Genomic DNA, 25,634 nt, shown 5'->3' on the forward strand with positions numbered 1-25,634 from the left:
CGCTCGCCCCGGTTGTCCGCGGGGCGGCGGGGTGCAGCGGGCGCGGGCCGGGGGTGAGGTCAGGGGCGGCGATGGGTGGGGGTGGGGGCGTTGAGGATGGGGTGGAGGAGGTGGGGGAGGTCCGCGCGGTCGGTCACCGGGTGGGGGAAGGGCAGGCGGGCCCGACGGCGGTCGCCGGGTCGGCCGTACGCCACGATCAGGCCATAGCGGTCGAGGCGTACCACCCGGGGTTCGTCGCCGGCCAGGTCGAGCTGACGGCGCAGGTACGCGACCACCTGGGGGCCGTGGCGGTCGGCGAGGTCGGCCAGCACCCTGGCCTCGTCGGCGTGCAGCGGGTCCGGCTCGGCGGCGGCGTACTCGCCGGGGTCCACCCGGTGGACCGCGTCGGCGGTCTCCAGACGGGCCTCGGCCACCTCGAAGCGGTGCAGCCGGAAGCGACGCCCGACGTCGAGCAGATCACCGGTCGGGTCCACCGCGGCGAAGTCGTCGGCGGCGCGACGGGCAGCTTCGCCGCACAGGGGTACCGCCCAGCCGGACACCCAGGCCCGGCCGACCGACGGCGCTCCGGCGGCCGGGGGCAGGTCGAGTACGTCGAGCACCACGGCGACGTCGCGGGCCGCGCCCGGGTCCAGTTCCGCGGCGAGGTCGCTGAAGACCGGGACCAGCAGCAGCACCCGCCCCTCCGGGTCGGTGGCGTGCCGGACGTGGAACGGACCGGGGCGGTGGGCGAGGTGCACCAGGCCGGGCAGCCGACCGGCCACCAGGGTGCGGATCAGCTCAGCAGGGGTCGGGGCCACCGGGCACCTCCGATAAAGGTTAGCCTTACCTAACCCGCAGAGTAGAGCACCCGGACTGTCGCGTCCACCGACTCCCCGCCCCTCGACCGTGGTCGTCGGTCAGCGGGTCTGCTCCAGCCAGGAGGCGTAGAGCAGGCCGTAGACCGAATCCGGGTCACGCACCAACTCCTCGTGCGGTCCGCGCTGCACGATCCGGCCCCGGTCCACCACCACCACCTCGTCGGCGGCCTGGGCGGTGGAGAGCCGGTGCGCGATGGCCAACGTGGTCCGGCCCCGGGTGACCGCGTCCAGGGTGCGTTGCAGGCGTACCTCGGTCGCCGGGTCGACGGCGCTGGTCGCCTCGTCCAGGACGAGCAGGTCCGGATCCGCCACGTACGCCCGGGCCAGCGCGACCAACTGCCGCTCCCCGACGCTCAGCGCCTCCCCCCGCTCGCCCACCGCGGTGTCCAGGCCGGCCGGCAGACCGTCCAGCCAGTCGGCCAGACCCAGCTCGGTGAAGGCGGCGGTCAGCTCGGCGTCGGTCAGCTCGGGGCGGGCGAAACGGACGTTCTCCCCGACCGTGGCGTCGAACAGGAACCCGTCCTGCGGCACCATCACCACCCGGGACCGCAGCGAATCGAACCGCACCTCGTCCAGCGGCACCCCGGACAACAGCACCCGCCCCTGTGTCGGATCCATCAACCGCGTGAGCAGCTTGGCGAAGGTGGTCTTGCCGCTGCCGGTCTCGCCGACCACCGCCACCCGGCTCTTCGCCGCGATGTCCAGCGTGACGCCGTGCAGCACCGGCGGCCCACCCGGATAGGCGAACGTCACGTCGGCGAACCGGATGTCCAACGGCCCCACCGGCAGCTCCCGGCCCCGCTCCCCCGGATCGGCCACGTCCGGCGCGATGTCCAGCACGTCGAGCACCCGCCGCCAGCCGGCGATCGCGTTCTGTGCCTCGTTGAGCACCTCGGTGGCGATCTGCACCGGCTGGATGAAGAGGGTGACCAGGAACAGGAAAGCGGTGAGCTGGCCGATGGACAACGTCCGGTCCGCCCCGAGCGACACCCCGACCACCACCACCCCGGCCAGCGCCACCCCGGCCGCCAGCTCCCCCACCGAGCTGCCCATGATGCTGATCCGGATGGCCCGCTGCTGGGCCACCCGCTGCCCCTCGATCGCCGCGTCCAACCGCCGGGCCGTCCGACCGGACACCCCGTACGCCCGGATCACCGGGGCACCCACCACGCTCTCGGCGATCGTGCCGAGCAGGGTGCCCATCCGTTGCCGGACCACCCCGTAGGCACCGGCCAACCGGCGCTGCAACAGCCGGATCATCAGCACCGCCGGCGCGAAGGCGACGAGCACCACCAGCGTCAACTGCCAGGAGTACGCCACCATCACGGCCGTGGTGACGGCGAGCTGACCCAGGTTGACGATGAGGATGACCCCGCCCCACTGGAGGAACTGGGTGATCTGGTCCACGTCGCTGGTCACCCGGGACACCAGCGAACCGCGCCGCTCCGACTGCTGGTGCAGCATCGACAGGTCGTGCACGTGCCGGAACGCCCTGGTCCGCACGTTGGCCAGCGCGGTCTCGCTGACCGTGAACAGCCGCCGCATCATCAGGTAGCCACAGGCGGTGGTGGCCACCAGCACCGCCGCCGTGCCGGCGACCACGCTGACGATCACCCCCAGGTCCGGGCCGCCGGGAACGGCGATCCCCTGGTCGATGCCGCGCTGCACGGCGACCGGCACGGCCACCCGGCCGACCATGTAGACCAGCGCCAGGACGATCGTGCCGGCCAACCCGGTACGCAGCTCCGGCGAGAGCGCCAGCCCTCGCCGCAACGTCTGCCAGGTCCCCTCGTCCCGCCCGTCCCCACCGCTCGCGTCCACACCCGCGCTCACCGGCACCGTCCCCTCGTCCGCGACTGCGGGGCTCCGCTGCGCTGCACTCCTCGCGCTCACCAGGCCAACCTTCCGCTCGCGACTGCGGGGCTCCGCTGCGCTGCACTTCTCACGCTCACCGGTCCACCTCGATCTCCAGGCCCGATGGCAGCGGGGCGACCTCGTCGTACGTGCGGTTCTGCTCGCGCTCCTGCTCGGCCTGTTCGTACGCGGTGACCAGGTCGACGTAGCCGGGCACGGTGGCCAGCAGTTCGGTGTGGGTACCCCGGGCCAGCACCCGGCCCTGCTCCAGGTAGATCACCTCGTCGGCGAGCGCGATGGTGGCCCGCCGGTACGCCACCACCAGGATCGACGCGGCGGCCTGCTGCCCGGCTGCCGGGGCCCGCAGCCCGGCCAGGATCGCCGCCTCGACCCGGGGGTCGACCGCGCTGGTGGCGTCGTCGAGCACCAGCAGCCGGGGCCGACCGGCCAGCGCGCGGGCCAGGGTGAGCCGTTGCCGCTGCCCGCCGGAGAGCGAGGTCCCCCGCTCGCCGACCATGGTGTCCAGCCCGTCGGGGAGGGCGGCGACGAAACCGTCCGCCTCGGCCAGCCGTAGCGCGGCCCAGACGTCCGCGTCGTCGATGCCCGGCCGGTCCAGGCTGATGTTGGCCCGGACCGTGTCGTCGAAGATGAACGGCACCTGGGCGACCAGGGCGGCGGTCGAGGCGAGCGACCCGGCGGTGAGCCGCCGGACGTCCACCCCGTCCAGGCTCACCGTGCCGCTGTCCGGGTCGACCAGCCGGACCGCCAGCGAGGCGATGGTGGACTTGCCGGCGCCGGTCGGCCCGACCAGCGCCACCGTCCGCCCGGCGGGCACGGTGAAGGTGACCTCGCCGAGCACCTGCGTGCCGGGCAGGTGCGCCTCGGCCGGGGCGTACCCGAAGTGGACGTCGGTGAAGGACAGGGAGGCGGGCGGGCCGTCGTCGGCGAGGGCGACGTCCCCGTAGGGCATCTCACCGGTGGCGTCGAGCACCCGGCTGACCCGGTCCCAGCCGGCCACGCTGCGCGGAAGCTCGGCCAGCACCCAACCGATGGCCCGCACCGGAAAGGCCAGCACGGTGAAGAGGAAGGCGACGCTGACCAGTTCGGTGACGCTGATCGCGCCCTGCCGCAGCCGGATCGTGCCGACCACCAGCACGGCCAGGGTGCCGAGGCTGGGCAGCGTCTCCAGCAGCGGGTCGAAGACCCCCCGGAGCCGGCCGACCGAGATCAGCGCGTCCCGCAGTTGCCCGGCGCGACCGGCGAACCGGGCGGTCTCCTGGGCCTCCCGGCCCATGGTCTTGACCACCAGGGCACCGTCGAAACTCTCGTGGGCGATGCCGCTGACCTCGGCCCGCAACCGCTGCGCGCGGGCCTGCCGGGGGGCCATCCGGCGGGAGTAGACCACGTTGAGCGCGAACAGGGCGGGGAACACGGCCAGCCCGACCAGGGCGAGCGCCCAGTCGGTGGCGAAGAGCGAGCCGACCGCGCCGACCAGCATCACCAGCGTGCCGACCGCGAACGGCAGCGGTGCGATCGGATACCAGGCCGCCTCCACGTCGGAGTTGGCGTTGGACAGCAGCGTCCCGGTGGCGTTGCGGTGGTGCCAGGACAGCGGCAGGTCCAGGTAACGGCGGGTGACCCGACGGCGGTAGGCGGCCTGGAGGCGGAACTGCATGTAACCCGCGCCGAGCCGCCGGCCGAAGATGCCGACCACCCGCAGCACGCTGATCCCGAACAGCGCGACCGCCGCCAGGGCCAGGGTGCCGGTGCCCACCTCGCCGGACTCGACGGCCGGCACCACCACGTCGCCGACGACGGCGCCCACCACGTACGCGCTGGCGATCACCAGCCCACCGAAGAGCACGCTGCCGGCGACCGCCACCGCGAAGATGCGCGGTTGCTCCCGGATCGCCCGGCCGAGGATCGACAGCCCCCGCAGGATCACGTCCCGACTCGTCCCGCTCGTCACGCTCTCCCCCGCCGTAAGCCACCAGTATCTCCCTTATCCTTACCGGTCGCAGCCACCTCCGCCGCCCGGCGTGGTATGTCCACCGTCACGTCACCGACCGGTCACCGGCGCCGGCGCGGCGGACCGCTCGCCGCGCCGGCGCCGGCCGGGCGACCTACCATCGCTGCATGCCGCGGTACGCCCGAATGGAGCGCGAGGCGCTCGCCGACCTGATGCTGGACGTGGGCCCGGACGCCCCGACGATCAACGAGGGGTGGACCGCCCGGGACCTCGCCGCCCACCTGGTGGTGCGGGAGCGCCGCCCGGACGCCGCCGGTGGCATCCTGCTGCCGCCGCTACAGGGGTACGCCGAGCGGGTGCGCCTGCGGATCGCCGACCGGCCCTGGCCGGAACTGGTCGGTCAGGTGCGCCGCCCACCGGTGTGGAGCCCGGTCAGCAACCCGCTGACCGACGAGGTGGCCAACACCATGGAGTTCTTCATCCACCACGAGGACGTCCGGCGGGCCCGGTCGGGCTGGCAGCCCCGGGACCTCCCGGCGGGGCTGGCCGCCCGGCTGTGGCGGCCGGTGTCCCTGCTGGTCCGGACCCGTGCCCGGCGCTTCCCGGCGAGCCTGCTGGTGCAGGCGCCCGGTCACGGCGAGGTGACCGCCGGTCGGGGCGGCGAGCGGCTCCGGCTGGTCGGGTCGCCCGGGGAACTGGTGCTGTTCCTTTCCGGCCGGCAACGGGTGGCCCGGGTCCAGATCGACGGCCCGGCGGCGCTGGCCGAACGCCTGCGCACCGCCCGGCTGGGGCTCTGACCGACCGCTGCCCGCACCGGGACGGGCGGCGCGGACCGGCCGGGCGGGGCGGTGGGGTCGGCGGGGTCGGGTCGACGCCGGGCCGCGCGGTACTCAGCCGCCTCACAGGTTCGAGGGCTAGCCGATGCGCCGGTGCAGGCAATACCCTTCGGTAACCGCAGAGCGACGTGACCCCCGTCACGTCATCCACCCCCGAAGGCGGCTACCGCGATGGCTCTCGATGTCCCCTACCGCTCCATCCCCGACATGTTCCGCAAGCGGGTGGCCGCGACCCCCGACCAGCACGCCTTCGCCCACCCGGCGGCGGACGACTCCGGGCCGGTCTGGCTGACCTGGGCGCAGGTCGGCCGGCGGGCCGACGCGGTCGCCGCCGGCCTGCACGGGCTCGGGGTCGGGCTGGAGGACCCGGTGGCGATCCTGGCCAACACCCGGCTGGACTGGATCGTCGCCGACTTCGGCATCATGTGCGCCGGTGGCGCGACCACCACCGTCTACCCGACCACCGAGCCGCAGGACGCGACGTACATCATCGCCGACTCCGGTTCCCGGGTGCTGTTCGCGGAGAACCCGGCCCAGGCCGCGAAGATCGCCGGCGCGCAGTTGCCCGCCCTGACCCACGTGGTGCTCTTCGACGGCACCCCCGACCCGGCCGCCGCGGTGCCCCAGCTCACCCTCGCCGAGCTGGAGGAGCGGGGTGCCCAGGCTCTCGCCGCCGACCCGGGCCTGGTCGACCGGCTGATCGCCCCGGTCGGGCCGGAGCACCTGGCCACCCTGATCTACACCTCGGGCACCACCGGCCGGCCGAAGGGCGTCGAGCTGCTGCACGGCGGCTGGTGCTGGGAGGGGGTGGTCCAGGCCGAGACGGGCCTGCTGCGCGACGACGACGTGCAGTACCTGTGGCTGCCGCTGTCCCACTCGTTCGGCAAGACGCTGCTCTGCGGCTCGACGCACGTCGGCCTGCCCACCTACGTCGACGGCCGGGTGGACAAGCTGGTCGAGATGCTCGCGGTGATCCGTCCGACGCTGATGTGCGGAGCGCCCCGGGTCTACGAGAAGGTCTACAACAAGGCGGTCACCACCGCGCAGGACGCGGGCGGCGCGAAGGCGAAGATCTTCGCCTGGGGGGTCGAGGTCGGCAAGCGGAAGGTCGCCCTGGAGCAGGCCGGCCGTCCGGTCCCGGGCCTGCTGAAGGCCAGGTACGCGGTGGCCGAGAAGCTGGTGTTCAGCAAGCTCCAGGCCCGGCTCGGCGGACGGATCCGGGTGCTCGTCTCCGGCGCGGCCCCGTTGAGCGCGGAGATCTCCACCTTCTTCGCCGCGGCCAACCTGCCCATCTCCGAGGGGTACGGACTGACCGAGACCAGCGCCGGCAACTTCGTCAACCCGCCCGACGGGCTGCGGATCGGCACGGTCGGCCGGGCGATGGGCGACCTGGAGTGCCGGATCGACACCGACGGTGAGATCCTGGTCCGGGGCCGACCGGTGATGCGCGGCTACCACAACCTGCCCGAGGAGACGGCCGCCGCGTTCACCGAGGACGGCTTCTTCCGCACCGGTGACATCGGCAGCCTCGACGGCGACGGTTACCTGCGGATCACCGACCGGAAGAAGGACCTGGTCAAGACCTCCGGCGGCAAGTACATCGCGCCGTCGCACATCGAGGGCATGTTCAAGGCGATCTGCCCGTACACCTCGCAGGCGATCGTGATCGGTCAGGCCCGCAACTACTGCACCATGCTGGTCAGCCTGGACCCGGACGCCATCCGGGGCTGGGCGGCGGGTGGCCCGCTCGAGGGGCGCGACTACGCCGAGATCGTCGCCTCGCCCGAGGCACGGGCCATGGTCGAGGAGCACGTCGCCCAGTTGAACACCAAGCTCAACCGCTGGGAGACGATCAAGAAGGTCACCGTCCTGCCCCGCGACCTGACCATCGAGGACGGCGAGATGACCCCGTCCCTGAAGATCAAGCGCCGTGGGGTGGAGAGCAACTTCGCCGCCGAGATCGACAAGATGTACGCGGGCAGCCTGGCCGAGATCTGAGCGTCGGTGACCGACCGGCTTCGGTGTCCTCCCGTCCCGGGACACCGCCGCCGGTCGGTCACAGGTGTTCGTGCCGCCACCGGCTCTGCTCGACCTCGGCCGCCTCCTGCTCCTGGAGGGCCAACTGCCGCACCCGGTGCCGGCGGCGGCCCTGCCCCCGGGTCTCCACCGCGACCAGGGCGACGCAGACCAGCGCCAGCAGCGCCAACGCGGCCACCTCGGAAACCCGGGCACCCACCGGGGCGAGCGCACCCAGCGCCAGCACCGCCGCCACCGGCGGCCAGCGCAGCACCCGCACCGCCCGCAGCCCGCAGGCGACGAGACTGAGCAGGTAGAGGCCGACCCCGCCGTAGAGCACCAGGATCCAGTAGCCACCGAGCGGATCCCCCCAGCGCGGGGTACCCGGGTCGGCCACCTCGACCAGCAGGTCCTTGAGCCCGAGGGCGAAGAAGATCACCCCGGCGATGATCGGCAGGTGCAGGTAGGTGTAGGCGTCCCGGGCCAGCCGTGCCCGCGACGCCGGGTCGCGGCAGCGGTGCAGCGCCTGCTCCAGGGCGAGGGCCAGGGTGTCGAAGTAGGCCCACCACAGCACCGACGCCACGGCGATGCCGAGGACCGCGGCGATCACCACCGGCCAGGTCAGCGGCAGGCCGGTGACGAACTTCGGACCGACCCCGAGCGCGATGATCGACTCGCCGAGCGCGATCAGCACCATCAGGGCGTGCCGCTCCGCCCAGTGCCCGGCGGACAGCACCGTCCAGTAGGCCCCGCCCACCCGTACCCCGACCACGTACTCCACCAGCAGGGCTGTCGTCCAGAGGGCGAGTTGCAGGGCGGTCGCGGCGCCGTCCCCGGCGATCCTCCCCGGCAGCGACGCGGCGACGACCAGCAGCCCGGTAGCGGCCACCGGCAGCGGCGCGAGCCGGATCCACTGCCGCCACCGGGTCGGGTCGCCGCGGGCCAGCATGCCGAAGACGGCCAACTGGGAGGCCCGGACCAGGAAGTAGCAGCCGGCGAAGACCAGCGGGCCGTTCAGCCCGCCGGGCTCGTCGACGAACGCCCCCGGCATGCTCAACGCCAGCAGGAAGGTGGCGGTGCCGGTGAGGAAGCCGACCACCGGCAGCCACCCCTGGTCGGCCCGGACGGCGTTGCCGAGGCCCGCGAACCCGGTCCAGCACCACCACAGCAGCCCCAGCACCAGCAGACAGCGCAGCAGGTTGCTGCCGGTCGGCTCCTGCGAGGTCAACGCGGTGACGTTGAAGAAGGCGAAGACGAAGACCAGGTCGTAGAAGAGTTCCAGGCGGGTGGTCCGCGAGCCGGGCGCACCGGGCCGGACGCCACGCGACCACCCCGGGTTACCCACCCCGGCAGTCTCCCAGTCGGCACCGCCCGGCCAGGCCGCTTTCGGCCCGACGGGCCTCTGGACCGGGGCCGGGTCTCGGCGGCTCCGGGGCGCGGCCGGGTCAGGCGATGACGGCCGGTTCCCGCCAGCGCGGGCGGCCGGCTCCCCGGTCGAGGTCGTACCGGATGGCCGCCAGCCGCCCGACCGCCTCCACCAGGTCGTCGGCGGGCAGGGTGAAGGGCAGCCGCAGGAAGCGTTCCAGGGTGCCGTCCAGGCCGAACCGGGGGCCGGGGGCCAGCCGTACGCCCACCTCCTCGGCGGCGCGGGCCAGGGCGCTGGAGATCGGGCCGTCCAGCTCGACCCAGAGGGTGACCCCGCCGTGCGGCACCCCGACCCGCCAGTCGGGCAGCCGCTCGGCGAGCACGTCGAGCAGGGCGTCCCGCTGGGTGACGAGCTGCGCGCGGCGGGCCGCGACGATCGCCGGGGCCTGGGCGAGCAGGTGCACCGCCACCAACTGGTCGAGCACCGGGCTGGCCATGTCCACCCCGACCCGGGCCGCGGCCAGCCGCTGCACCTGCGGGGCGGAGGCCCGTACCCAGCCGATCCGCAGCCCGCCCCAGTACGGCTTGCTCATCCCGCCGATGGAGATCACCCGGGAGTGCCGGTCGAAGACGGCGACCGGCGGGGGCGGCGGCGTACCGTTCAGCGGCAGGTCCACGAAGGACTCGTCGACCACCAGGTCGGTGCCGGCGGCGTGGGCGGTGGCCACCAGCCGCTCCCGCAGCTCGGCCGGCATCAGGTGACCGGTCGGGTTCTGGAACTCGGGGATCAGGTACGCCAGTTTGGGCCGGGTCTGCCGGATGCTGCCCAGCAGCAGGTCGGCATCCCAGCCGGCGTCGACGGCGAGGCCGTGGGTGCTGATCCGGGCCCGCCGGGCGGCCAGCGCGGCGAGCGCGTTCGGATAGGTCGGCGACTCCACCAGGACGTTACCGCCGGGGGCGAGGGCCAGCCGGAGCACCAGGTCCAGGGCGTGCTGGGTGCCGCTGGTCACCATGATCTGCTCGGCGCTGGTGGGCAGCCCCCGCTCGGTGTACGTCCGGGCGACCGCCTCACGCAGCTCGATGATGCCGGTCGGGTGGTAGCCCGCGCCGGACAGGTAGCGTGGCAGATCCTCCACGGCGGCCCGGGCGGCCGGGACCAGTTCGGGCGGGGCGGCCAACGCGGCCACCCCGAGGTCGATCATGTCGCGGTCGTCCAGCGGGGTCCACAGGCCGGTGCTGGCGACCCGGTGGGTGCCGGGCAGCATGGTCCAGCTCCCCGCGCCGCGCCGGCTGGCCAGGTGGCCGGTCTCCCGCAACTGCCGGTACGCGGCGGTGACCGTGGTACGGCTGATCCGCAGCGCCTCGGCCAGCTCCCGCTCGGCGGGTAGGCGTACCCCCAGCGGGAGCCGGCCGTCGGCGAGCAGGCCCCGCACCGCGGCGGCGAGCGCGGCGTAGTCGGGGCTGCGGCGACGACCCGGCAGCGCGTGCCACTGCCCGAGCAACCGGGCCAATTGGACCCCTCGCACCTGGCTGGTCACGGCCACTCCCGTCGAATTGGCTCTTCTGTGCGGAGCATTGGACCCTAGGGTGGCATGCATGGCTCTGCTTGGCAATCTCCGGCACCGTCCCGCCCGACGGCTCACCCAGCTCTTCGCCGGGCTGGTCCTCTACGGCGTCAGCATGGCCATGATGATCCGCTCCGGGCTCGGACTGGACCCGTGGGACGTCTTCCACCAGGGGCTGGCCCGGCAGACCGGCCTGTCGTTCGGCACCGTGACCATCGCCGTCGGCGCGCTCGTGCTGCTGCTCTGGATCCCGCTGCGGCAACGCCCGGGGCTCGGCACGGTGAGCAACGTGGTGGTGATCGGTCTGGTGGTGGATGCCACGATGGCCCTGCTGCCGGCCGGCCTGCCGCTGCCCGTCCGGGCCGGCCTGCTGCTCGGCGGTATCGTCGCCAACGGCGCGGCCACCGGCCTCTACCTCGGCGCCCGGCTCGGCCCCGGCCCGCGCGACGGCCTGATGACCGGCTACGTCGCCCGCCGGCCGGGCCGCTCGGTCCGGCTGGTCCGCACCGTCATCGAGGTCACCGTGCTGGCCCTGGGCTGGCTGCTCGGCGGCACCGTCGGTGTGGGCACCGTCGGGTACGCGCTCGGCATCGGCCCGCTGACCCAGTTCTTCATTCCGCGTTTCGCCGTCCCGCCGGCACCGGTTCCCGCCGATCCGCCCCGAGCGGCACCGGGTGCCCCCGCACCGGGTGCCGGAACACCGGTCCCCACCCCGTCGACCCGCCCCGCGCCGGGCGTCGGGGCACCGGGCACCGAGCCGCCGCACGCCCCCGGATCGGGCCACCCCGAACCGGTTTCCGGCGCGACCGCGCTCCGGGGCGTCGGGGGTGACCACGCTGAGCTGCGTTGACATGACAGGGGGAAAGTAGGTGTTTCCTCAGCGGACACCTACAGGCATCATTCGTGCATGGGGGATAACGCGTGGCGCTGGACGGACGCCTGGATCTTCGTGTCACTGGTGATCGCCAGCGGGGCCGGACGGCATCGGCGTGCGGCGGACTCCCGCCGCCCGGAAGGGGTTCGACTCACCGACGTGCTGTCCACCGCCGACCACCTCAACCAGGCGATACCCGAACGGCACGACGTGGAGACAGCGGTCCAGCGGCTGGTCGGCGCGGGGCTGGTCACCGTCTCCGACGGCTGGTTCCGGATCACCCCCGACGGCGAGCAGCTCTGGCGCACCCGGCCCCGGGCCGGGGTGGGCGGCACCGTCGACAGTGTCCAGGGAGTGCTCGTCCGGCGACACGCCCCGGGCAGCGCCGCGTGGCACCTGCCCGAGGAGGACCACGCCGCAGCCGTGCAGGAGTACGTGGTCCGGTCGATCCCGGCCCCACGCCGCTCCCCCGAGGGCCAGACCGGCCGCTGACCCAGCGCGCCCCCGGACGAGGGCGGGGTGGCCGGGCGCGTCCGCGCACCGGGTGCCCGGGAGTCAGGGCGCGTCCGCGCACCGGGTGCCCGTGGGCGGGAGCGCCCGCCCACGGGGTGCGGGGGTGTCAGCGCACCGGGTGCCCGGCGGCGCGCAGGGCGTCCTTGACCTCCCCGACGGTCAGCTCGCCGAAGTGGAAGACGCTGGCGGCGAGCACCGCGTCGGCACCCGCGCCGATCGCGGGCGGGAAGTGCGTCACCCGGCCGGCACCGCCGCTGGCGATCACCGGAACGTCTACCACCGCGCGGACCGCCTGGATCAGGGTGAGGTCGAAGCCGGCCTTGGTGCCGTCGGCGTCCATCGAGTTGAGCAGGATCTCCCCCGCGCCCAGCTCGGCACCGCGCGCCGCCCACTCGACCGCGTCGAGCCCGGTGCCCCGCCGGCCACCGTGAGTGGTCACCTCGAAACCGCTGGGGGTGGTGCCGGCGGGTGCCCGCCGGACGTCCAACGAGAGCACCAGCACCTGCCGGCCGAACCGGTCGGCGATCTCGGCGATCAGCTCGGGGCGGGCGATGGCGGCGGTGTTCACCCCCACCTTGTCCGCCCCGGCGCGCAGCAGGACGTCCACGTCGGCGACCTGTCGGACGCCACCGCCGACGGTCAGCGGGATGAACACCGACTCGGCGGTACGGCGCACCACGTCGAGCATGGTGCCCCGGTCGCTGGAGGACGCGGTGACGTCCAGGAAGGTCAACTCGTCCGCACCGGCCCGGTCGTACGCCGCCGCCAGCTCCACCGGGTCACCGGCGTCGCGCAGGTCGAGGAAGTTGACCCCCTTGACCACCCGGCCGGCGTCCACATCCAGACACGGGATCACCCGTACCGCCACCGTCATACGTCGAGCCTATCCAACCCCGCCCCATCCACCCCCGCCCCGTGCCCCCTCCCTGCCCACCCCACCCCCCACCCCCGCCACCCCGAGGTTGATCAAGAGGTTTACGCCAGTTCGATCGTCACGATGGGCGCAAACCTCTTGATCAACGCTGTCGGGCGGGGGCGGGAGGCGGGGGCGGGCTGGTCAGAGGCGGACCAGCATCTTGCCGAGGTTTTCGCCGCGGAGCAGGCCGAGGAACGCGTCGGGGGCGTTCTCGATGCCGTCGACGATCGTCTCGTCGTAGGAGAGCCGACCCTCGCGCAGCCAGCCGCCGACCTCGGTGACGAACTGGTCGCGCAGGTCGCCGTGGTCGCCGACGAGGAAGCCACGCAGGGTGAGCCGCTTGCCGATGACCAGCGCCAGGTTACGCGGCGCGGCCGGCGGCTCGGCGGAGTTGTACTGTGCGATCATGCCGCAGATCGCGGCCCGGCCGTGCAGGTTCATCGCGCCGATCGCCGCTTCCAGGTGCTCGCCGCCGACGTTGTCGAAGTAGACGTCGATCCCGTCCGGCGCGGCTGCCCTCAGGGCGTCCCGCACCGGGCCGTCGTGGTAGTCGAACGCGGCGTCGAAGCCGAGCGCCGTCAACCGGGCCACCTTGGCCGGTGATCCGGCGCTGCCGACCACCCGGCCGGCGCCCCGGAGCTTGGCGATCTGGCCGACCATGCTGCCCACCGCGCCGGCCGCGCCGGAGACGAACACGGTCTCCCCCGGCTTCATCGCCGCCACGTCGAGCAGCCCGGCGTACGCGGTCAGCCCGGTCATCCCGAGCACGCTCAGGTAGGCGCTGACCGGGGCGACGTCCGGGTCGACCCGGCGGGCGGACCGGCCGTCGACCACCGCGTACTCCCGCCAGCCGAGCCCGTGCAGCACGGTGTCGCCGACCCGGATCCCGTCGGCTTCGCCGGCCACCACCTCGCCGATGGCCCCACCGTCGAGCGGCGCGTCCAGGGCGAACGGTGGCACGTAGGACTTGACGTCGTTCATCCGGCCCCGCATGTACGGGTCGACCGACATGAACTGGTTACGGACCACGATCTGCCCCGGCCCCGGGGTGGGCACCTCGGTGCTGACCAGGCGGAAGTTGTCGGCGGTCGGCCAGCCCTGCGGGCGGGAGGCCAGGTGGATCTCACGGTTGCTGCTCATCGGTGTCGTCCTCTCGTACGCGATGGTGGTGGACCGGCGCGGCGTTCAGGCCGCGGCGGCCTCGCGCACGGTGAGGGCGACCTCGATGTTGCCCCGGGTGGCGTTCGAGTAGGGGCACACCTGGTGGGCGGCCTCGACCAGCTGCTGAGCCGCGGAGCGCTCGACGGCCGGCAGGTCCACCACCAGGGTGACGGCCAGGCCGAAGCCACCGCTGCCGTTCGCGCCGATGCCGACCTCCGCCTCGACGACCGAGCCGGTCACGTCGGCCTTGTCGCGGCGGGCCACCGTGCGCAACGCGGAGTGGAAGCAGGCCGCGTAGCCGGCGGCGAAGAGCTGCTCGGGGTTGGCCGCGCCGCCGGCGCCGCCCATCTCCTTCGGCACGGTCAGGTCCAGGTCGAGGGTGGCGTCGGAGGTGCGGACATGGCCGTTGCGGCCGTCGCCGGTGGCGGTCGCGGACGCGGTGTAGAGCACCTGCATGGGAATCACTGCTCCTTCTGTCGGTGGATCGTCTCGGTCATCCGGGTGAGGGTGTCGTGCAGCGTGACCAGCTCGGCCTCGTCGAGGCCGGTGGCGCAGACCACCCGCGGCGGCACGTCGGTCATCCGCTGCCGCAGGGCCGCCCCCTCGGCGGTCAGCCCCACCTCGACCCGTCGTTCGTCGTGCGCGGAGCGGGTGCGGACCACCAGGCCCGCCGCCGCCAACCGCTTGAGCAGCGGGGAGAGCGTGCCGGAGTCGAGCCGCAGCGCGGCGCCGAGCTCGGAGACCGTGGGTGGATCGTCACCCCGCTCCCAGAGCACCAGCAGCACCAGGTACTGCGGGTAGGTGAGCCCGAACTCGTCGAGGATGGGCCGGTAGACGTCGGTGAGCGCACGGGACGCCGCGTAGAGCGCGAAGCACACCTGCCGGCGCAGCACCAGATCATCACTCACCCGGAAAACATAGCCCGCAATTTGATTGTGCACAACCTATCGGGCCGGACGTGGCCCCGATCTCCCGGCACCGGGCCGCACCGGGCCGCACCGGGCCACACCGGCCCGGAACACATCGGCCCGGAACACATCGGCCCGGACCGCACCGGCCGACGAGGGGTCAGGACGGCGGCAGGTAGGCCTCCAGCTCGACCTCCACCAGGTGGTCCGGGTCAAGCAGACCGGCGACGACGACCATGGTGGCGGCCGGCCGGATCGCGCCGAAGACGGCGTTGTGCGCCCGGCCCACCTCGTCGGCGAAGAGGCGGTCGGTCACGTACAGCCGGGTCCGCACCACGTCGGCGGCGCCCGCGCCCACCTCGGCCAGGGCGGCCAGGCCGATCCGCAACGCCTGGGCGGTCTGGGCGGCGGCGTCCCCGACGTGCGTCACCGTCCCGTCGACGGTCGACGTACAGCCGGCCGTCCAGGCCGACCGGCCGGCCCGGACCACCCGGGAGTAGCCGTACACCGCCTCCCACGGGCCGCCCGAGCCGAGCCGGGTGACCGTCGTGTCGTCACCCGGCGGCAGGTCGGCCTCGGTCACCCCGCGGCCCGGAGCGTGGCCAGCGCCTCGGCCACCGTGAACGCGCCCGCGTAGAGCGCCTTGCCGGCGATCACGCCCTCCACGCCGGCCGGCTCCAGGGTCGCCAGGGCACGCAGGTCGTCCAGGGTCGAGACGCCGCCGGAGGCGATCACCGGGGCGGCGGTGCGGGCGCACACCTCGGCCAGCAGGTCCAGGTTCGGCCCGCGCATCGTGCCGTCCTTGGTGATGTCGGTCACCACGTACCGGGACGCACCGGCGGCGTCCAGCCGGGCCAGCACCTCCCACAGGTCACCGCCGTCCCGGGTCCACCCCCGCGCCGAGAGGGTACGGCCCCGCACGTCCAGGCCGATCGCCACCCGGTCGCCGTACTCGGCGCAGATCCGGTCGCACCACTGCGGGTCCTCCAGCGCGGCGGTGCCGATGTTCACCCGGGCCGCCCCGGTCGCCAGCGCGGCCCGCAGCGACGCGTCGTCCCGGATGCCGCCGGACAGCTCCACCCGCACGTCCAGCTTCCCGACCAGCTCGGCGAGCAGGGCGGCGTTGGAACCCCGGCCGAAGGCCGCGTCCAGGTCGACCAGGTGGATCCACTCCGCGCCGTCGTTCTGCCAGGCCAGCGCCGCGTCGAGCGGGTCGCCGTACGCGGTCTCGCTGCCGGCCGCGCCCTGCACGAGTCGGACGGCCTGGCCGTCGGCGACGTCCACGGCGGGCAAGAGGGTCAGGCTCACGTTCTACTCCTCGGTCAGATCCGACGGTCCAGGGCGATCACCACGATCGCCGGCAGGACCAGCAGCAACAGCACGACCAGCACCAACCGCAGCGCGAGATCGTCGACGAAAACCCAGATCAGCGCCAGCGCCGCCGCGGTCAGCCCGACGATGGCGGCCCGCTCCCCCCGGCTGCGCCGGGCCAACCGGCCGGTCCGGCCCCGCCGCCACTGCGGGGTGACCCGACGGACCAGGGCGCGACGACGCTGCCGCCGGGCCAGTTTGCGCTGGCGGACGACGCGGTCGCGGGCCGCCTCCGCCTCCCGGACGGCCCGCCGGCGGGCCCGCTCCTTGCTCACCGCGCACCCGGCCCGGTGCGGCCCGACGGCTCAGTCAACCGTGGCCAGCCAGTTACGCAGCAGCACGGCGCCCGTCTCGGCCGACTTCTCCGGGTGGAACTGGGCGGCCGACAGCGCCCCCCGCTCCACCGCGGCGACGAAGTCCGTGCCGTGGTGCGCGGTGGTGACCCGGGCCCCCGCTCCGGTCAGGGCCGAGCGGTCCAGCACCCCGTAGGAGTGCACGAAGTAGAACCGGCTGTCGGCGGGCAGCCCGGCGAAGAGCACCGAACCGGCCGGTGGCGTCACCGTGTTCCAGCCCATGTGCGGCAGCCGGTCGGCGGGCAGCCGGGTCACCCCGCCCGGCAGCAGCCCCAGCCCCTTGGTCACCACCCCGTGCTCGTCGCCGTGCTCGAAGAGCACCTGCATGCCCACGCAGATGCCGAGCACCGGCCGACCGGCGGCGACCCGCTCCGCGATCACCGGTCCGGCACCCGACGCCTCGATCCCGGCCATGCAGGCCGCGTACGCGCCGACGCCGGGCACCACCAGCCCGTCGGCCGCGGCGGCGGCGGCCAGGTCGGCGGTGACCGTGACGTCCGCCCCGGCGTGCGCCAGCGCCCGCTCGGCCGAACGCAGGTTGCCCGAGCCGTAGTCGAGCACCACGATCCGCCGGCCGCGTCCCCGCCCGCCGGTGCCGGCGTCGTCCCCGACTTCCCGCTCGCTCATCAGCCCTCCCCGGGTAGCAGCCAGAGCACCCCGCCGACGGTGGCCAGCGCGGCGAGCAGCCCGGTGACGACGATCGCACCACGCGGCGCGTCCTGCCGGTACAACGACCAGGCCCCGCCGACGAGGAGGCCGGCGAGGATCAACAGCAGGGTCGGCAGCACCGGCCCCATCAGCGCCGCCCTCCGACCGCCCGGTCACCCCGGCGTGGGCCGGGCCGGACCGCGCCGTTCACAGCGCGCCCTTGGTGCTGGGCACCACGCCGGCGTTGCGCGGGTCGAGCGCGGTGGCCTCCCGCAGCGCCCGGGAGACCGCCTTGAACTGGGCCTCCACCACGTGGTGCGCGTCCGGGTGGCCGCCCGGCCGGGCCGAGCGCAGCACGTCCACGTGCAGGGTGACCCGGGCCGACTGGCCGAAGGACTCCCAGATGTGCCGGGTCATGCTGGTCGGGTAGACCGGCCCGATGTACGGCGACAGCGCCGGCTCGTCGTGCACCACGTACGGGCGGCCGGACAGGTCGACGGCGGCCCGGACGAGCACCTCGTCCATCGGGACGGTCGCCGAGCCGTACCGCCGGATGCCGGCCTTGTCCCCCAGCGCCTGGTCGAACGCGGCGCCCAGGGCCAGCGCGGTGTCCTCCATCGTGTGGTGGGCATCGATCTCCAGGTCGCCGACGGTGCGCACGGTCAGGTCGAAGCCGCCGTGCCGGGCGATCTGGTGGAGCATGTGGTCGTAGAAGCCGACCCCGGTGCTGATCTCGGCCTGGCCGGTGCCGTCGAGGTCGATCTCGACGAGGACCTTGGTCTCCTTGGTGATCCGCTCCACCCGGGCGGTGCGACTCATGACAGTTTCTCCATCGCGGTGAGGAAGGCGTCGGTCTCGGCGGGGGTGCCGGCGGTGACCCGCAGCCAGCCCGGGAGGCCGACGTCCCGGACCAGCACCCCGGCGTCGAGCAGGGTCCGCCAGGCGGTGGCCTGGTCGCCGCCGACGGCGAAGAGCACGAAGTTGGCGTCGCTGTCGGCCACCCGGTGTCCCCGGGACCGCAGCGTGTCGACGATCCGGTCACGCTGCACCTTGATCGCCTCGACGGTGCCGAGCAGGGCGTCGCGGTGGGCCAGCGCCGCGCGGGCGGCGGCCTGGGTGAGCGAGGAGAGGTGGTACGGCAGCCGGACCAGCTGCACCGCCGCCACCACCGCCGGGTCGGCCACCAGGTAGCCCAACCGGCCCCCGGCGAAACCGAACGCCTTGCTCATCGTCCGGGTGACCACCAGCCTCGGGTGGCCGGGCAGCAGGGTCAGGGCGTCGCCGGTGCCGGGGCGGGCGAACTCGGCGTACGCCTCGTCGACGATCACCATGCCGGGCGCGGCGTCGAGTACGGCGGTGACCACCGCCGGGTCGAGCGCGGTGCCGGTCGGGTTGTTCGGCGAGCAGAGGAAGACCACGTCGGGACGGTGCGTCCGGACCTCGGCGACCGCCTCGGCGGCGGTCAGCCCGAAGTCGACCCCCCGCTGCACCGGCACCCACCGGGTGCCGGTGCCCAGGGCCAGCAGCGGGTGCATCGAGTACGCCGGCACGAAGCCCAGCGCGGTCCGCCCCGGCCCGCCGAACGCCTGGAGCAGCTGCTGCTGGATCTCGTTGGAGCCGTTGGCCGCCCAGACCTCCTCCGCGGTGAGCCCGTGGCCCAGGTAGCCGGCCAGGTCGGCACGGAGCGCCGACGCCTCCCGGTCCGGGTAGCGGTTGAGGTCGCGCAGCTCGGCGGCGAGCGCCTTGGCGATCGCCTCCACCACCGGCTCCGGCACCGGGTAGGAGTTCTCGTTGGTGTTCAGCCGGACCGCCACGTCGAGCTGCGGCGCACCGTACGGCGACCGACCCCGCAGGTCGTCGCGGATCGGCAGGTCGTCGAGGGTGGTCACGACGGCTCCCCGGCGAAGCGCACGGCGACCGCCTGGCCGTGCGCCGGCAGGTCCTCCACGGTGGCCAGGGTCAGCACGTGCGGCGCCACGTCACGCAGCGCCTCGCGGGTGTACTCCACCAGGTGCACCCCGCGCAGGAAGGACTGCACGGACAACCCGGACGAGTGCCGGGCGCACCCCCCGGTGGGCAGCACGTGGTTGGAGCCGGCGCAGTAGTCGCCGAGCGACACCGGCGCCCACGCCCCCACGAAGACCGCCCCGGCGTTACGCACCCGCAGCGCCCAGTCGCGGGCGTCCCGGGTCTGGATCTCCAGGTGCTCGGCGGCGTACGCGTCGACCACCCGCAGCCCGGCGTCGAGATCGTCGACCAGCACGACGCCGCTCTGCTCCCCGCCCAGCGCGGTGCCGACCCGCTCGGCGTGCTTGGTGGCCGGCACCTGCCGGGCCAGCTCCCGGTCCACCGCGTCGGCCAGCTCGACCGACGGGGTGACCAGCACGCTGGCCGCCAGCGGGTCGTGTTCGGCCTGGCTGATCAGGTCGGCCGCCACGTGCGCCGGGTCGGCGGTGTCGTCGGCCAGCACCGCGATCTCGGTGGGGCCGGCCTCGGCGTCGATGCCGACCACGCCGCGCAGCAGCCGCTTGGCCGCGGTGACCCAGATGTTGCCCGGTCCGGTGATCATGTCGACCGGTTCGCAGCGCAGGGTGCCCTCGGCGTCGACCGCGGCGCCGTACGCCAGCATCGCCACCGCCTGGGCGCCGCCGACGGCGTACACCTCCTCGACGCCGAGCAGCGCGCAGGCGGCGAGCACCCGGGCGTCCGGCAGGCCCCCGTTGTCCTGCTGCGGCGGGCTGGTCACCACCAGCGAGCGGACCCCGGCCGCCTGGGCCGGGACCACGTTCATCACCACCGTCGACGGGTACATCGCCAGTCCGCCGGGGACGTAGAGACCGACCCGGTCGACCGGCAGCCAGCGCTCGGTGACGGTGCCCCCGGGCACGACCTGGGTGGTGTGGTCGGTGCGGCGCTGGTCGGCGTGCACCCGGCGGGTCCGCTCGATCGACTCCAGCAGGGCGGCCCGGACGTCGGGGTCGAGCGTCCCCTCCGCCTCGGCGATCGCCTCGGCCGGAACCCGCAGCACCGGCGGGCAGACGCCGTCGAACCGTTCGCTGGCCTCCCGGATCGCCGGGTACCCATGGTCCCGGACCGCCTCGACGAGGGGGCGGATCCGCTCGACGGCCACGGAGACGTCGAGCTGGGCACGGGGCAGCAGGCGGCGCGGGTCACGGAACCCGCCGCGCAGGTCGATCCGATTCAACACGCCCCCGAGTCTAGGCGGCGGCCCGGAGGGCGACCCGCGCCGCCCGTACCGCGGGACGGTGAGCCGGGACACGCCGACCTCGCCGGATCGGGCTACGCTCGGACGTGTGACCGCACGGCTGCCGGTGTTTCCCCTCGCAACGGTGCTCTTCCCAGGTCTGGTGCTGCCGTTGCACATCTTCGAGGAGCGTTACCGCCACCTGGTGCGGGACCTGGTCGGACGGCCCGAGGGGGTGCCCCGGGAGTTCGGTGTGGTGGCGATCCGGTCCGGCTGGGAGGTCGCCCCGGCCGCGGGCCGGGCCACCCCCGGCGGTGGCGAGGTGACCCTGCACGAGGTGGGCTGCACGGCCGAGCTGCGGCAGGTCACCGAGCTGGACGACGGCGGCTTCGACATCGTCACGGTGGGCCGGCGGCGGTTCCGGGTCGCCGGGGTCGACCGGGAGGCCGCCGGCTACCTGACCGCCGAGGTCGAGTGGCTGCCCGAGCCGACCGGCCCGGACGAGGCCGCGGAGCTGCTGGCGGCCCGGGTGATCGCGGTGTTCCGGCAGTACCTGGGGCTGATCCGGGACGACCCGGAGGAGCTGTCCGAGCAGCTGCCGGAGGACCCGACAGTGCTGTCCCACCTGGTCGCGGCCACCGCCGTGCTGACCGTGGCCGACCGGCAGCGGCTGCTCGCCATCGACGACACGGCGGCCCGGCTCCGCGCCGAGCTGCGGCTGCTCAACCGCGAGTCGGCCCTGCTGCGCCAGGTGCGGGCGGTTCCGGTGCCGTTGTCGGAGCTGGCGTCCCCGCCGGCCCCCAACTGACCCCGCCGGCCGCCCCGGGGCCGGGCCACCCCGCCCCGTCGGGCTCCGGCTCCGGGCGCAACGACGGCCAGCGCGACCAGCCGGCCAGCAGGGTGTACGTCACGGCGGCGGCGAACGCCGGCAGCAGCAGGTTGCCGTACGGCACGGGCAGCACGCCGAGGACCCGTTCGATGCCCCCGGCCCGCAGGTCGGCCGGTTTGTCGAACGGCGTGCCGGCGGGCGCGGTGGCGAGCAGCCGCTCGTAGCCGTCCAGCCCGATCCGCCGGCCGAGCTGCCAGGCGACCAGGGCGGCGCCGAGCGCGCCGACGGTCAGCGCGGCCAGGTCCACCGGCCCGCGTCGACGGCGCAGCAGCGTCCACACCGCGATCGCGGTGAGCACCCCGAAACCGATCCCGAGCAGGCTGAACCAGCCGTCGGCGGCGATCGGCTGCTCCGGCTGGGGCTGGGCGTAGACGGCCCCCTCGGCGGTCTTGCGCACCGGGGTGTCCGGGGCCAGCGCCGCCCAGAGCAGCCCCAGCGGCCCGCCGAGCGCGGCCAGACCCAACACGAGGGCACCCGCCACCGCCAGGGTGCGCCCCGGCCGCCGGTCGACCGGCGGTGGCGGCCCGGCGGACGGCGGCGGCCACGGCAGGTACGACCCGGCCGGGTCGTACCCGGGCGCGGTCGGCGGCCGGCCGGCCGGTGGCCCGGTGGTGGCGGCGTCCGGGGTGGGCGCGGCACCCGCCGGGGTGTCGGCGGGGCGGTGTGGATCGGGGGTGTCCGGGCTCACCCGATGATCCTCTCAGGCGCGGCGGTACGGCGGAGCGGGAGTGCCCCTCAGCGGGCGAACGGCTCCAGCATCATCGAGGCGGCCCGCAGCCAGGCGGCCCGGGTCTCCGCCTGGAGGTGGTGGTACTCGATCGACGAGCCGGTCTCCAGCACCGGGTCGTACGGCACCACGGCGACGGCCCGGGTCCGGGTGGCGAAGTGCCGTTCCAGGTCGTCCTGGAGGGGCGACCGGCCCGGGGTCGGGCAGGAGATCAGGGTGACCGCGTTGTCGGCCAGCTCGCCCATCCCCTCCTCGTGCAGCAGGTCGAGCATCCAGTCGGCGCTGAACGCGGCGTCCTCCCGGGGCACGGTGGTCACCACGAGCTGGTCGGCGGCGTGCATGACGGTGCGCCAGTTGGGGCTCTCCACGTTGTTGCCGGTGTCCACGCAGACCACGTCGTGGGTCCGGCGCAGCAGTTCCAGCACCCGTTTGACGGTGAACTGGTCGAGCCGCTGGGCGAACCGGGGGCTCTCCTCCCCGGCCAGCACGTCGTACGAGCCGTCGGAGGCGTGCCGCAGGTAGTCGTCGAGGGACTCCAGCAGCTCGGCACCGTCGCGGATCTCGATGTGCGCCAGGTCGCTGATCAGGTGCCGGATCGTCCGGGCGTGCCGGGCGCTGCCGGCGCGCAGACCGAGGGTGCCGCGCAGCTCGTTGTCGTCCCAGGCGAGCACGCCCCGGCCCCGGACGCTGCCGACGGTCGCGGCGGCGAGCACCGTGGCGGTGGTCTTGTGCACGCCGCCCTTGGGGTTGGCGAACGCGAGCACCCGGGGGGTGCCCAGGTCACGCCGGAGGATGCCGGCGGCCCGCTCCTGTTCGTCCTGCGGACCCTGCTGACGCCACTCGATCCGGGCCGGCTCGATCCGGGCCGGATAGCCGCGGTCGGCGGTCACCGCGGGCGGGTAGGCCTGCTGCTCCGGCTGGTAGACCGGCGGCTCGACCGGATAGCCGGGCTCGGGGTACGCCGGCTCGGGATACGCCGGCTGGGGCGGCGGCTGGTACGCCGGCTCGGGCGGCGCGTAACCGGGCGAGCGGTAACCGTTGTCGAGCAGGGCGTACCGGGACTCGGTCGGTGGCGGCTCGGACCGGTAACCGCTGTCCAGCAGGGCGTAGCGGGACGGCACGACCGGCGGTTCCGGCGGGCGGGCCGGCTCCGGCAGGTAGCCGGGGTCGGCCGGATAGCCGCCGGTGGCCCGGTAGCCGGGCTCGGCGGGATAGCCGGGCTCGGCCGGATAACCGGGCTCGGCGGGGTAGCCCGGATCGGCACGGTAACCGGGCTCGGCAGGATAACCGGAACCGGCCGGGTAGCCGGGATCGGCACGGTAACCGGGCTCGGCGGGGTAACCGGAGCCGGCGTGGTGGGCCGGGTCGACCCGGTAGCCCGCCCCGGCCCGGTAGCCCGGGTCGGCGGCGAAACCCGGGTTCGCGGGGTAGCCCGGACCGGCGGGGTGACCCGGGTCGGCGGGTGGTGGCACGGCGGCGGACCCTCGCCCGGTCCAGCCGCCGCCGGGCGTACGACCGGGCAACGGCTCCCGGGTCGGTTCCTCGGCACGGCGGTCCGGCTCCGGCTGTTCGGCGGCCCGCCCGCCGAGGCGGGCGCGCTCGAAGAGCGTCCGCCATCGCGGTGCCGGTTCGGCCGACCGGCTCCAGCCGGTCTCGGTGCCGTCCAAGGCTCGCCCTCCCGCGCCGTCGATGTCCGCCTGACAGGCTACGAACGAAACCCTATTCGGACCACGGCGGTCTGCACACATCCCCCGGCAAGAATACTCAGGGCGACCGGGCGGACGACCCGCTGCCACCGGTAGTCCGGGGAGGTCGGAGCGGGGATCGACGGCGAGCGGTCCGTACCTCCTCCGGTCGACGTCGGTGTCGGGGCGATCACACCGGGTGCCCCTTCCGACGAATCGCCCACCACCGCACCCGTCGGGCCACCGGGGTCGCGCCCGGCCCCGGTGGTGTCGCCCGGCCGATCGGGCCGCACTGTCAGTCGCGCAGGATCGTCAGCGCGCGGGCCAGGTCGTCCGGGTACTCGCTGACGAAGGTGACGTCGTCGCCGGTCCGTGGATGGGCGAAGGTCAACGACCGGGCGTGCAGCCACTGCCGGCGCAGTTCGAGCCGGGCCGACAGGGTCGGGTCGGCGCCGTAGGTGAGGTCGCCGACGCACGGGTGCCGCAGGGTCGAGAAGTGCACCCGGATCTGGTGGGTGCGGCCCGTCTCCAACCGGACGTCGAGCAGGCTGGCCGACGGGAACGCCTCGATGGTGTCGTAGTGGGTGATGCTCGGCTTGCCGTCGGAGACCACCGCCCAGCGGTAGTCGTGGTGCGGGTGCCGGTCGATCGGGGCGTCGATGGTGCCCCGCGACGGGTCGGGATGCCCCTGGACCACCGCGTGGTAGCGCTTCTCCACCTCGCGGTACTTGAACGCCCGCTTGAGCGCGGTGTACGCCTGCTCGCTCTTGGCCACCGCCATGATCCCGGTGGTACCCACGTCGAGGCGGTGCACCACGCCCTGCCGCTCGGCGGCACCGCTGGTGGAGATCCGGTGACCGATCGCGGCGAGGCCGCCGATCACCGTCGGGCCGGTCCAGCCGGGGCTGGGGTGGGCGGCCACCCCGACCGGCTTGTCCACCACCACGATGTCGTCGTCGGCGTAGACCACGGTCAGCCCGGGGACCGCCTGCGGCACCACGGTCGGCGGGGCGACCGGGGCGGGCAGCGTCACCTCCAGCCAGGAGCCGGCCCTGACCTTGTGCGAGTTCTGCCGGGCCACGCCGTCAACCAGTGCGTCACCGGCGTCGACCAGCGCGGCGGCGGCGGTCCGGGAGAGCCCGAAGAGGCGGGACACCGCCTGGTCCAGCCGCATGCCGTCGAGGCCGTCCGGGACGGGCAGCGAACGGTGGTCGCCACCGGCGACGAAGGTGTCGGTCATGCCCGCTCCCTCGGCTCGGCGTCGGCAGGGGTCGACCCGTCGGCCGGCGACCCGGCGGGCACCGTGTCGCCCCGGCCGCCGACCCGCCGCCCGTCGCGCTGGCGGCCGGTCAGTTCCAGCAGCACGGCCAGCAGCACCCCGGAGACCAGGCAGCTGTCGGCCAGGTTGAACACCGGCCACACCTGGCCGTACGGGTCGAAGAGGCTGACCATGTCCACCACGTGGCCGACGAAGTGGCCCGGGGCCCGGAAGATCCGGTCGGTGAGGTTGCCCAGCGCACCCCCCAGCACCAGACCGAGGGAGACCGCCCAGGGCAGCGAGCGCAGCCGCAACGCCATCCAGGCGATCCAGCCGACCACCCCGATGGTGATCAGCGGGAACACCCAGGTGTGGTCCGCGCCGATGCTCCACGCCGCGCCGCTGTTGCGGGTCAGGGTGAGGTAGACCGCCCCGCCCAGCAGCCGGACCGGGGCCCGGTCGTCGAGCAGTTGCAGGGCCAGGTGCTTGGTGAGCAGATCCGTCAGCAGCGCGAGTGACGCGATGCCGACGAGGACCACGACCGCCCTACGGCGGGGTGTGCCGCCGCCCGGCTCGGTGGTGCCGGATCCGGCGGTCGGTGCTGTGGTCATCGACTCCCCATCGACTGTCCTGACGGCGTGGTTCCGCCGTCTCGCGAGGTCAC

The 25,634-nt window shown here is 74.3% G+C and carries 25 protein-coding genes and 1 pseudogene; 5 read left to right on the forward strand and 21 right to left on the reverse strand.

Features of this window, described 5'->3' with window-relative positions:
* Positions 1-59 precede the first annotated feature (59 nt).
* The 3 genes from O7612_RS21470 to O7612_RS21480 form a co-directional block, all read right to left on the reverse strand.
* Entirely contained in the window at positions 60-797 is a 738-nt protein-coding gene (locus O7612_RS21470; protein WP_282266908.1) for a DUF2470 domain-containing protein, read from the reverse strand.
* A gap of 99 nt (positions 798-896) precedes the next feature.
* The gene (locus O7612_RS21475; protein ID WP_282273989.1) at positions 897-2,678 is read right to left on the reverse strand and encodes an ABC transporter ATP-binding protein; all 1,782 of its coding nucleotides are present in this window, start codon (positions 2,676-2,678) and stop codon (positions 897-899) included.
* A gap of 127 nt (positions 2,679-2,805) precedes the next feature.
* Positions 2,806-4,680 carry an ABC transporter ATP-binding protein gene (locus O7612_RS21480; RefSeq protein WP_282266909.1) on the reverse strand — a complete coding sequence of 625 codons (1,875 nt, stop codon included), beginning with the start codon at positions 4,678-4,680 and terminating at the stop codon, positions 2,806-2,808.
* 167 nt (positions 4,681-4,847) lie between these two features.
* On the opposite strand from O7612_RS21480, the gene O7612_RS21485 reads away from it, so the two are divergent.
* Both O7612_RS21485 and O7612_RS21490 read left to right on the forward strand, forming a co-directional pair.
* A complete protein-coding gene (locus O7612_RS21485) occupies positions 4,848-5,477 on the forward strand; it encodes a TIGR03085 family metal-binding protein (RefSeq protein WP_282266910.1) in 630 nt (209 codons plus the stop codon).
* A gap of 210 nt (positions 5,478-5,687) precedes the next feature.
* Positions 5,688-7,514: a long-chain fatty acid--CoA ligase gene (locus tag O7612_RS21490; protein WP_282266911.1), complete on the forward strand. Its 1,827-nt coding sequence runs from the start codon at positions 5,688-5,690 to the stop codon at positions 7,512-7,514.
* 58 nt (positions 7,515-7,572) lie between these two features.
* Here the strand turns inward: O7612_RS21490 and O7612_RS21495 are convergent, their stop codons facing one another.
* Positions 7,573-8,877, reverse strand: coding sequence for a low temperature requirement protein A (locus O7612_RS21495; RefSeq protein WP_282266912.1), 1,305 nt, complete (start codon positions 8,875-8,877; stop codon positions 7,573-7,575).
* 100 nt (positions 8,878-8,977) lie between these two features.
* Complete coding sequence (locus O7612_RS21500) at positions 8,978-10,435, reverse strand: PLP-dependent aminotransferase family protein (RefSeq protein ID WP_067314298.1); 1,458 nt, start codon at positions 10,433-10,435, stop codon at positions 8,978-8,980.
* Between the two features lie 58 nt (positions 10,436-10,493).
* On the opposite strand from O7612_RS21500, the pseudogene O7612_RS21505 reads away from it, so the two are divergent.
* Both O7612_RS21505 and O7612_RS21510 read left to right on the forward strand, forming a co-directional pair.
* Positions 10,494-11,096: pseudogene (locus O7612_RS21505) on the forward strand (hypothetical protein); the annotation flags it as partial.
* A gap of 273 nt (positions 11,097-11,369) precedes the next feature.
* Complete coding sequence (locus tag O7612_RS21510) at positions 11,370-11,828, forward strand: hypothetical protein (protein ID WP_282266913.1); 459 nt, start codon at positions 11,370-11,372, stop codon at positions 11,826-11,828.
* Between the two features lie 127 nt (positions 11,829-11,955).
* Here O7612_RS21510 and hisF read toward each other — a convergent pair whose 3' ends face one another.
* From hisF to hisD, 12 genes are all read right to left on the reverse strand, one after another.
* Positions 11,956-12,723, reverse strand: a complete 768-nt coding sequence (hisF, locus tag O7612_RS21515; RefSeq protein WP_282266914.1) for an imidazole glycerol phosphate synthase subunit HisF — start codon at positions 12,721-12,723, stop codon at positions 11,956-11,958.
* Positions 12,724-12,906: 183 nt separating this feature from the next.
* A complete protein-coding gene (locus O7612_RS21520) occupies positions 12,907-13,905 on the reverse strand; it encodes an NADP-dependent oxidoreductase (protein ID WP_282266915.1) in 999 nt (332 codons plus the stop codon).
* A gap of 45 nt (positions 13,906-13,950) precedes the next feature.
* Positions 13,951-14,382 carry an organic hydroperoxide resistance protein gene (locus tag O7612_RS21525; RefSeq protein WP_282266916.1) on the reverse strand — a complete coding sequence of 144 codons (432 nt, stop codon included), beginning with the start codon at positions 14,380-14,382 and terminating at the stop codon, positions 13,951-13,953.
* 5 nt (positions 14,383-14,387) lie between these two features.
* On the reverse strand, positions 14,388-14,834 hold the full coding sequence (locus tag O7612_RS21530) for a MarR family transcriptional regulator (protein ID WP_282266917.1): 447 nt from the start codon (positions 14,832-14,834) through the stop codon (positions 14,388-14,390).
* A gap of 160 nt (positions 14,835-14,994) precedes the next feature.
* Positions 14,995-15,417, reverse strand: a complete 423-nt coding sequence (locus O7612_RS21535; protein WP_282266919.1) for a RidA family protein — start codon at positions 15,415-15,417, stop codon at positions 14,995-14,997.
* The gene (priA, locus tag O7612_RS21540; protein ID WP_282266920.1) at positions 15,414-16,142 is read right to left on the reverse strand and encodes a bifunctional 1-(5-phosphoribosyl)-5-((5-phosphoribosylamino)methylideneamino)imidazole-4-carboxamide isomerase/phosphoribosylanthranilate isomerase PriA; all 729 of its coding nucleotides are present in this window, start codon (positions 16,140-16,142) and stop codon (positions 15,414-15,416) included. The genes O7612_RS21535 and priA overlap by 4 nt, the downstream gene beginning before the upstream one ends.
* Before the next feature lie 14 nt (positions 16,143-16,156).
* Entirely contained in the window at positions 16,157-16,480 is a 324-nt protein-coding gene (locus O7612_RS21545) for a hypothetical protein (RefSeq protein ID WP_067301738.1), read from the reverse strand.
* 30 nt (positions 16,481-16,510) lie between these two features.
* Positions 16,511-17,185, reverse strand: a complete 675-nt coding sequence (gene hisH / locus O7612_RS21550; RefSeq protein WP_282266921.1) for an imidazole glycerol phosphate synthase subunit HisH — start codon at positions 17,183-17,185, stop codon at positions 16,511-16,513.
* A complete protein-coding gene (locus O7612_RS21555; protein ID WP_282266922.1) occupies positions 17,185-17,355 on the reverse strand; it encodes a hypothetical protein in 171 nt (56 codons plus the stop codon). Before O7612_RS21555 ends, hisH begins: the two co-directional genes overlap by 1 nt.
* A 58-nt stretch (positions 17,356-17,413) precedes the next feature.
* Complete coding sequence (gene hisB / locus O7612_RS21560; RefSeq protein WP_067301745.1) at positions 17,414-18,025, reverse strand: imidazoleglycerol-phosphate dehydratase HisB; 612 nt, start codon at positions 18,023-18,025, stop codon at positions 17,414-17,416.
* Positions 18,022-19,095 carry a histidinol-phosphate transaminase gene (locus O7612_RS21565; protein WP_282266923.1) on the reverse strand — a complete coding sequence of 358 codons (1,074 nt, stop codon included), beginning with the start codon at positions 19,093-19,095 and terminating at the stop codon, positions 18,022-18,024. The genes hisB and O7612_RS21565 overlap by 4 nt, the downstream gene beginning before the upstream one ends.
* Positions 19,092-20,414 (reverse strand): histidinol dehydrogenase, encoded by a 1,323-nt coding sequence (gene hisD / locus O7612_RS21570; RefSeq protein WP_282266924.1) that lies wholly within the window; start codon positions 20,412-20,414, stop codon positions 19,092-19,094. Before hisD ends, O7612_RS21565 begins: the two co-directional genes overlap by 4 nt.
* A gap of 106 nt (positions 20,415-20,520) precedes the next feature.
* Here hisD and O7612_RS21575 point away from each other — a divergent pair, with 106 nt between their 5' ends.
* On the forward strand, positions 20,521-21,219 hold the full coding sequence (locus tag O7612_RS21575; RefSeq protein ID WP_282266925.1) for an LON peptidase substrate-binding domain-containing protein: 699 nt from the start codon (positions 20,521-20,523) through the stop codon (positions 21,217-21,219).
* Here the strand turns inward: O7612_RS21575 and O7612_RS21580 are convergent.
* The 4 genes from O7612_RS21580 to lspA form a co-directional block, all read right to left on the reverse strand.
* A complete protein-coding gene (locus O7612_RS21580) occupies positions 21,134-21,988 on the reverse strand; it encodes a DUF2567 domain-containing protein (protein ID WP_348774246.1) in 855 nt (284 codons plus the stop codon). The two genes, O7612_RS21575 and O7612_RS21580, sit on opposite strands and share 86 nt — an antisense overlap.
* 47 nt (positions 21,989-22,035) lie before the next feature.
* Entirely contained in the window at positions 22,036-23,694 is a 1,659-nt protein-coding gene (locus O7612_RS21585; RefSeq protein WP_282266926.1) for an AAA family ATPase, read from the reverse strand.
* Between the two features lie 313 nt (positions 23,695-24,007).
* Positions 24,008-24,952: an RluA family pseudouridine synthase gene (locus O7612_RS21590; protein ID WP_282266927.1), complete on the reverse strand. Its 945-nt coding sequence runs from the start codon at positions 24,950-24,952 to the stop codon at positions 24,008-24,010.
* Positions 24,949-25,581, reverse strand: coding sequence for a signal peptidase II (gene lspA, locus O7612_RS21595; RefSeq protein WP_282266928.1), 633 nt, complete (start codon positions 25,579-25,581; stop codon positions 24,949-24,951). The genes O7612_RS21590 and lspA overlap by 4 nt, the downstream gene beginning before the upstream one ends.
* Positions 25,582-25,634: the final 53 nt, after the last annotated feature.

Origin of the sequence: Micromonospora sp. WMMD987, assembly GCF_029581435.1 — a bacterium.
Classification (GTDB): domain Bacteria; phylum Actinomycetota; class Actinomycetes; order Mycobacteriales; family Micromonosporaceae; genus Micromonospora; species Micromonospora rifamycinica.